Source organism: Oligoflexus sp. (assembly GCF_035638955.1).
Taxonomy (GTDB): Bacteria; Bdellovibrionota_B; Oligoflexia; order Oligoflexales; family Oligoflexaceae; genus Oligoflexus.
This window is the reverse complement of the sequence record NZ_DASQYZ010000326.1, coordinates 1-7,958: the sequence shown is the minus strand read 5'-3', so window position 1 is coordinate 7,958 and position 7,958 is coordinate 1. Positions and strand designations below refer to the sequence as shown.

The 7,958-nt window shown below is 51.6% G+C and carries 8 protein-coding genes; 3 read left to right on the top strand and 5 right to left on the bottom strand.

The window, feature by feature from the left end; genetic code table 11:
* A partial coding sequence (locus VE954_RS29465) for a hypothetical protein (protein ID WP_324959696.1) occupies positions 1–288 on the top strand: 288 nt, incomplete at its 5' end.
* An 11-nt stretch (positions 289–299) separates the two neighbouring features.
* Here VE954_RS29465 and VE954_RS29460 read toward each other — a convergent pair.
* On the bottom strand, positions 300–2,300 hold the full coding sequence (locus VE954_RS29460) for a neutral/alkaline non-lysosomal ceramidase N-terminal domain-containing protein (protein WP_324959694.1): 2,001 nt from the start codon (positions 2,298–2,300) through the stop codon (positions 300–302).
* A gap of 306 nt (positions 2,301–2,606) precedes the next feature.
* On the opposite strand from VE954_RS29460, the gene VE954_RS29455 reads away from it, so the two are divergent.
* On the top strand, positions 2,607–3,281 hold the full coding sequence (locus VE954_RS29455; protein WP_324959692.1) for a class I SAM-dependent methyltransferase: 675 nt from the start codon (positions 2,607–2,609) through the stop codon (positions 3,279–3,281).
* Here the strand turns inward: VE954_RS29455 and VE954_RS29450 are convergent.
* Positions 3,271–3,963 (bottom strand): TetR/AcrR family transcriptional regulator, encoded by a 693-nt coding sequence (locus VE954_RS29450; RefSeq protein ID WP_324959690.1) that lies wholly within the window; start codon positions 3,961–3,963, stop codon positions 3,271–3,273. The two genes, VE954_RS29455 and VE954_RS29450, sit on opposite strands and share 11 nt — an antisense overlap.
* Before the next feature lie 56 nt (positions 3,964–4,019).
* Between VE954_RS29450 and VE954_RS29445 the strand changes: the two genes are divergently transcribed.
* Entirely contained in the window at positions 4,020–4,544 is a 525-nt protein-coding gene (locus tag VE954_RS29445) for a hypothetical protein (protein WP_324959687.1), read from the top strand.
* Here VE954_RS29445 and VE954_RS29440 read toward each other — a convergent pair.
* The 3 genes from VE954_RS29440 to VE954_RS29430 all read right to left on the bottom strand — a co-directional run bounded on the left by VE954_RS29440 (position 4,529) and on the right by VE954_RS29430 (position 7,784).
* Positions 4,529–5,566, bottom strand: coding sequence for a S66 peptidase family protein (locus VE954_RS29440; RefSeq protein WP_324959685.1), 1,038 nt, complete (start codon positions 5,564–5,566; stop codon positions 4,529–4,531). The genes VE954_RS29445 and VE954_RS29440 overlap by 16 nt on opposite strands.
* A gap of 365 nt (positions 5,567–5,931) precedes the next feature.
* Entirely contained in the window at positions 5,932–6,834 is a 903-nt protein-coding gene (locus tag VE954_RS29435) for a hypothetical protein (protein WP_324959683.1), read from the bottom strand.
* Between the two features lie 539 nt (positions 6,835–7,373).
* Positions 7,374–7,784 (bottom strand): hypothetical protein, encoded by a 411-nt coding sequence (locus VE954_RS29430; RefSeq protein ID WP_324959681.1) that lies wholly within the window; start codon positions 7,782–7,784, stop codon positions 7,374–7,376.
* Between the last annotated feature and the right edge of the window lie 174 nt (positions 7,785–7,958).

Sequence of the window (7,958 nt, the reverse complement as noted above, 5' to 3'; positions counted from 1 at the left end):
AAGAACGGCCTTTTTCAAAAACCTCATGGCCGCTTTCTGATCCCGCGTCCCCTGCAATCATGGGAAAGCGGGCGGTACGGACCCCGATCCTTGCTGCCGGACTTTGCTTTGCGCCCCCAGATCCTGGTGTCCGACGCCATCATTCAATACCTGGATGCCCACAACTATCGAGCCGTCCGCGAATTTCAGCTAAAGGGCATCGAAAAGCCGATCATGCTTTATGAAATTGTCGCGGGCCAACCCGCCGAGCTCCCGGAGACGATCCCCGTCTCCAGCAAGAGCGCATGATACAAGCCGCATCAGGGGATCAGTTCAAACGTCCGTGAACATCCTGTATAAGACTTGTAAATTCCCGTAAAAAATTGTTTCCCATGCCCGTAGTGGCAAAGCCGATAGAGACCCTCAGGTGTTTCCGCTTCGCTGGCCCAGGTCAAGGTAATCAACGAATTGGATATTCCGTCGCGCTGCCAACGATAAAACGTGTCTGGATCCCAATCGTACCGTACAGTCTGCCACGTGCCACCGACCATCTTTTGCACGGTTAACAGCGTACGATCCCGGCCCTGGAGGCTATTGTTAGGATGCGCCCCCCAAAATTTAACTTCGATGCGCGATCCCGCTGCATAAGCCCGTTCCGCGTCCTGTTTCAAATCACCCCAGTCCTTCCCGATCGGGGCCGTGTCAAACACGACGCCCGGCTTCAGAATCAACTGCTGATCCGAAAGATCGGGCGGCGTAGGGCCGGCCTCCACAGCTTGTCCATCCCGCAAAGCCACACCGAGCCTGCTAAAAACTTGAGTATAAGCAGCCAATGTCCACGGCCCAAAAAGGGTCGATCCACCCTCATAATTCTGCTTGCTGTATTCTTCGCGTGTGGTCACATAATGCTGATATTCATTGGCCAAGGCGGTAAGAGCCACATACTTGACTCCAGCTGGCCGCATGATATCCAGAATCGATTTTTTTAAACGTCGACCCGCCATCGTTGTAATCTCAAAAGGTGCAGCCACCACCACAAGCTGACCGATGCGCAGCATTTGAAAGGGTGCGATGCGGGCTGTCCAAGGATGCGGCTTCACAAAACCGGTGGGCAGCAGGATGACTTTTTCCGCGTGACAGGCCTGTTCCTCAGGCATCAAGGTGATCTTCGGCCAATCGATGCCATAGACAGTGCCTTCCTTGAAAATAGGAACGGGCGCCCCATTTTCGGTGCCGGCGGCAAACGCCACACCCAACGCCCCATTGCAGGTTTTCTGTTGACCCTGACCCGTGTACTGGCCCTCCACATTCTGATAGGGCATATCCACAAACGAATGCACAGCGGACAACGGCCCGTTGATTTCTTCCTGCGCGTTTTGAAAAAGTTCAAACGCTTTTTTATATTGAGCGTCGGCCGATTCCGAATTGCGCGGATAGCCATCCACATCAGCAGGCATGGGCTGCGCAACATCATAAGGGCTGATATCACCGGAGTTGGCCTGAATAAATCCAGCCACGAACTCATCATCCTTCAGGTACGTCGCACCCATATTCTTTTCGAACGTATAGGCCGCCAGGCCCTTGTTGTCCCCGCTGACGAATTTATTGCTCAAGGGCAAAGACACGCCATGGACAGCAAACCAATTAAAAGAAGCCAAAGGTCGACCGGCAGTCGCGACAGCTTTGATTTGGATCATCTCGGGATCAGACATCTGCGCATAGTTCTGCCGATCTGGATTGGCCTGATACGCCTCCGGCGAACGGTTGAACTGAATACCTTCCAGCTCACCGCGATTGATCAGCAGCCGGGCCGGCTGCTGCAGGCGCCAGGCTTTCACGACCGACTTCACAGTGCCGGCAACGATGGCATCAAAATTCGCCCGACTGAACCCAAACGTGGTGACATTATATAAAGCATGATGCGCGTAACCGCCCGGACCCGCATGGGTATGAGTGACACTCACAACCAGATTGCGATGATTGAAAATGCCTGGAATTTCCAGATTCAAACGATTCAGAACGGCTTGTTTAATACCATGAAACATCAGTGCCTGATCGGCAATCACCATCGCGACCGTATCCTGGCCACAGCCGTTGCTGACCACCAGCGTACGGCTGCGCAAACGCATATGCAGGCCCTCGCCGACCTGACCTAAATCAGCGTAACCCAGCATACCCAATTCAGCCACGGGACCGGTGATGTCATCCTGGGCTGCGCCTACGCGATAGCCCGGTGTGGAGCAGGCCTCGGCAGCCTGCAACGGCGATATCAGCATCGCAAAACCCAGGCCCCAGACAACCCAGAGCATCTTTCGTATCATGGCGAATCCCCCTCATTTACGGTCCGGCGTGTCGGCACTCCCCAACAAGGGCGAGGCAGAAAGAGGCACCTGAAGCGGATACCTCCAGGTGCCCGCAACCATTCATTTGTGAGCTTTTGTTGCGCTGAGAATAGTGCGCGGGGCGGCGTGCGGGAAACGATTTTTTGTGACTTGCTCTGGTCCCTGGCCCCGCCCTATACTCCCCCCCTTTTCACTCTGGCTTTGTCTTTAACCAAAGCTTTGTTACAACTGGAAGGTGGGTTGACGCCACAACCCGTCTCATTGTCCAGGGGAGGAGACTCGGCTATGGATGCCAAGACGTACTGGGACCAGCACTATGCTGAGAAAGTGTTTGCGCAGGGCAAGGCCCCCAATTCGTTTCTGGTGCAGATGCTGCCTCGCCTCGAACAAGGCAAGGTTCTGGACATTGCCATGGGCGAAGGCATGAATGCCGTTTATCTCGCCCAAAAGGGTTTTCAGGTCAAAGGTTTCGATATCAGCAAAGTGGCTGTCGAGCGCGCGAAAACCCTGGCTCGCGAAACCGGTGTCACGATTGAAGCCCAGCCAGCCGACCTTGACCTTTATCTCTTCGGCATCATGGAATATGACAGCATTATCATGACCCGCTTTCGACCCTCGGTCTCGCGCTATTATACCAACATCATCAGTGCGATGAAGCAGGGCGCAACCCTTCTCATCGAATCACTGGGCGTTCCCGAAATGCCTGAAGCCATTCCAACGGCGGAGTCCTATCGCAACATCTACTACCCATCCAATGAGATTTTGCGAGAGATCAAAGGTCTGCGAATTCTTTTCTATCAGGAAGGCGAAGTCGAAGGTCGCCATGTGGTCCAATGTCTGGCTCAGAAGCCGCATGACAAGGATGCCGCGAAATTAAAGCTATTTGATATGTCGACCAAGGGGAAGGATATGGAAAGCTCCAAACATCTGGAGCTGGCCGAAAAGCTCTTCAAGAAGTGACGAAGTCTTCGCTCTGCAGGCCTTCGAGCACGAGTGAAATCAAAGCGGCTGTGAGTTCGATGGGATGATATTCAAACGTTCCGCGCAGGTATTCGAACAGTAGCCGCTCAATCGCTCCAATCACGGCCAGGGAACTGATCCTGGCATCAAAAGGCCGCAGAAGACCACGCTTCTGGGCGATTTCTGTCAGCTCCAAGGCATTCTGCGTGATCAGATCAGACAGCTCCAGGATGGGTTGCCTGGCCCCGGTGGGGGCACCTCGGGACTCTGCTATATAAATCAGGATAAGGTCGGGCTCGGCAAGGCAGGACTGGGCCATGGCAGTCGCCATGTTCTGATACGCGTCAAACAAAGCCAGCTCGCCTTGCGCCTGATTCATTTGACTTTTAGCCTTCTGAAAGGCGTCTTCGAATTGCAGGCGCAAAGGGCTAAAGAGGACATTCACCAGGTCAGCCTTGCCTTCGAAATAACTATAGAAACTTCCCTTGGATATTCCGGCCGAGTCGACGATCTCATCGATGGCCACGGCCTCCATACCATTTTTTTTGAACAACCCGGTCGCTGTTGTCAGCAAAAGCTGTTGCTTGAGTTTCCGATTCTCGTCGCGTTTGCCACCCAATGGTCCCGGGCGCTGTCGGGGCAGACGGGGATGGCTGGACGTAGAGCCCTTTTTTCTTGACACGAATGTGAACCTCAATATATTGACTAAATGGTCACTATTTTAAAAGTGAGACATTTATGCTAATTCAATGGCTCGGAATTCCACTCGGCCTGCTCTACTGTAATGCAGGTGAATGGTTCATACACAAATATGTGCTTCACAATCTGGGGAAAAGCAAGACGAGCCTGTGGGCTTTCCACTGGCACGAACATCATCGTCTTGTTATGAAGAAGGGATTCAGCGACCCAGGCTACCAACGATCCGTTTTCGGCTGGCATGCTCAAGGCAAGGAAACACTTGGTCTCGCTTTGCTAGGGCTGGTGCACCTGCCTCTCCTGCCCATCGCTCCGCTGTTTGTGGGCACCGTGTTGTACTCCATTTTTAATTACTACCGCGTCCATAAGAAAGCCCACCAGGACTACGAATGGGCTCAAAAGCATTTACCCTGGCACGTGGAACATCATATGGGACGCAATCAAAATTTAAACTGGTGTGTAACGAAGCCATGGTTTGATCTGATCCTGGGAACATCGACCTACAAGAACGCAGGCGAAATCAAGAGAGGGGGCCAGGCACATTCGTCTGATCATGCAAACGTCTGATCGATCCATCCTGAACCGCGTTCACAAAAGACCTGGGCCATGGCCCCGTTCACCAGGGTCATCTGCGGGACGACATGACCGATGTCACAGTCATACACGACAGGAATTTGCAGATCCCCGAGAATGTCTTCCAGGACTTCCGCATACTGCAGACTGTTGCTGTCGCTGGGATTCGGGCCTGCAGATCGCCCCAAAAGGACGCCCGAAAGCCCATCAAACCATCCCGCCAGCTTCATATGGGTCAAGTACCGAAAGAGGTCCGTGGGGCCTTGATCGCAGTTTTCCAAATACAAGATCACCCCTTGATCGCGATAGGTTCGAATGAAAGCCGGGACGTCCCCGAACTTTGAACCGATCAAAAAGGCGATCGTATCGATGCAGCCACCGATCAAACGTCCACTGAAGCTAACAGACCCATTGGGATTGCGTCCCAGGATTTTCCAGTCTGTGGCCTCGGTCAGCACATATCCGACGCCAGGATCCACTTTGTAATCAGCAAACGCCTTCTGCCACATAGCCGATGAATTCTGTCTGTAGACCACTCCCGGCTGCATTCGAAGGATATTCAAGGCATTGCGGGTCAACTCGTCCGTCTGCCTGGGAACGCTATCGATCAAATTCGTTCCATGGGAGGTCGCGATTCCCGTCAGCAATGTAATTGGCAAGAGATAGGTACTGGTATCCGAAAAGCCCTGTATCCAGGTCGGAGACGCCTTCATCTGTTCAAAGTCCAGTAAAGGCAGAAGATCGATGGCAAGCTCCCCACCCCAAGGAGGAAATATGAGGTCGACCGCAGAATCGCTCCAAAAGCGCATCAGTTCCTGAGCGCGCTGTTCCTTCGGTGCGCTTACATGCTTGTGATCGCTGCGAAGACAACCCCCTTCGACAATTCCGAAACCTTGATCCTTCAAATGCTCGTACACTATGTCCAAGCGCTTGTGATACGGCGGCAGCACGCCGCTGGAAGGCGCCGTAACAGCGATCGTAGAACCGGCTCGCAAAGGCGCAGGAAACCGAATCATAGTGAACTCCTTTGGGGGCGATCGCAACGAAAACACCCCGATCCATACTCACTAACTTACCTGCCTTGTTCGTAGCTTCGATAGCCTCCTGCCTCTTACCCAATGTGGCTAACACCAAAGCGTAAGCTAACAATCTACCATATTTTGGAGCATCAATTTCAAGCAGCTTTTCAAAGGCCTCGTTTCCTTCGATCGCATAGTTTTGTGCTTCTTCCAGATTACCGGCAGCACCCAGATCAATAGCATGATGCAAACAGCCAAATCCAACACTCAGGATCCCTAATGGGTTGCCGCGTCTGATTTCTTCGTATCCAAGAGACCTATTTTGCAGATGTTGACCGGCATGCAGATAGGGGTCAGGCAGATCACTCAGGAATGGAATAAAGGTTCACACGGCCTTCGGAATCGAGCACGCTGAGAACGGTAGGACTCAATGCTTCTATGCCATCGATAAAGCCGTTGTCGGCCACCGGTACGATCATGCGGCCTAGGAATACCGGATTGGCTAGATCCTTGATTGACCAGACTTCCACTGTATTCAGATTCAGCGTCGCAATGAAGACTTTATCGCCAGCAAAGGATACCAACTTTTCGCGCCGGGCCGTATCGTAGGTATAGGAGCTGATAGGAGCTTTGTCGAGACTCTGCAATTCACAGATCTGGAACTGACTATCGGTGACGACCAGCAGTTTGTCGCCAATAACTTTGACGTCTTTGGTCGGGGAACCGCATGATCTGTCTTGCTTGCTGATCAATTGCGGTTGCATCGGGTTCGAGATATCGAAGCAATAAAATCTGTAAGCAAGATCCGTGACGTAGAGTTTATTCAAGTCATCTGATGGCACGAAGAATGTCGAATCATGGATCGCCTCGCCGAGGGCCACAGTCGACAGGCCCATGGCCTTCGGCTTACTCATGTCAACAGCGAGCAAATGCCCTTGAACAGTTTCGGCCTGCTGCGCGAACGCATACACAACATCCCCGCTTCTGGGCGTTTCAATGGTCAAAAACTTTTCTATCAAACGAAGATCCGATTTCGTTCGGGTTTCTGCCGGGCCTTGACTGCCTGGGTATAAAGTCTCTGTTACCGGGGCCGATTGGGCCTTTAAATCCAGGGTATGAAAGGCACCTGGGAGGTCATCGGGAGCCAGCAGGTTTTGATTGTCGGTGCTGAGAACAGCGCTATAAGAGCCAAAATGGTCTTGTGGAAGGTTATAGCTGATGTCAGTGGTCACGCTTATTTTATCGGGATCATTCGCATCAATCACTGCGATCCGCCCTTGAGTTGTCAGGAGTATAGTGCCATTGTGACTGCTAATTTCGTTGATGGAGCGGTGGACAGAAACTTCCGAACGGAAAATAAAGGGGTTGGCTTCGGCATCGGATTTGGTGCGCGATTTTACGAATCCATACTGCAGACCACGGATACCTTCGTATTTACTTTCAGTTGCTCAGGGGATACTGCCGAGAAAGAAAAACCTGTCAAAGTTCAAACATTAACGTCTCCATGAAATCCATCTGGAGAACTTATCGCAAGGCCATCAAGGACGACACTTGCAGTGATTCTCTGCACAGTGTCGGAATAAGCCAATTTTTTCCTGCTAAGGGGGGAAATGAGTTTCATAGGAATTGAAACGTTGAGTTTATGAGCTGGTCATAGCTCTGTGAAGCTTTTGTCAATAGGCTCAAGAGCATCGAGAGATGCCTTGGCATCGTCTTAATAAGAGCTTGAATGTTTTCGAACCATCTGTGGTGTAATTCACAGATGGCACAAAAAAATAGAACCGAATATGCCGTGGTGTCGACTTCAATTCAGTTGAAGGCAACTGATTTTGTCTTTAATAAAACTGTCAATTTCAAATTGACCATTGCAGCTATATTGCTGGCTACCGGAGACAAACGAATTGAAATTTTTAAGGATTTCCGCTTGTCTCTGCTCATCCACAGAGCTGGATTGTATGTCTGAAGGCAGATTTGCTGCCTTCGGATAAAATACAATCATCGAGTCAACAAAACCATCTGTCAAGGGTTTGGTATTGTTTGCGAAGCAAACTTCGATCCCGCTTAAAGCCAACCTCCATGATTCCAGATCTTGTTGTATATTGATAGTTCCCTTACACCCTTCTGTCTCAGCATTTCCCGAATCCTTCTGTTCATATCTCAATTCACCGGACTTGAGATTGACGTCACGGTGTCTGCGAGGCTGCTCCTGCCTCATGTCGGGAGCAGCCTGTTTTTTGCTAAACGTTATGGGTTGAGCTGCGACGTAGGAATCTTCTGGCGAGGCAGTTTGCCGTTTACACTCTGCCATTCAAGTTGGATCCCGCCCGCGGCGTAGCCGTGACGCTCAAATATAATGGGATAACTCTGGCCCGCCTGAAGGGAAACTGTC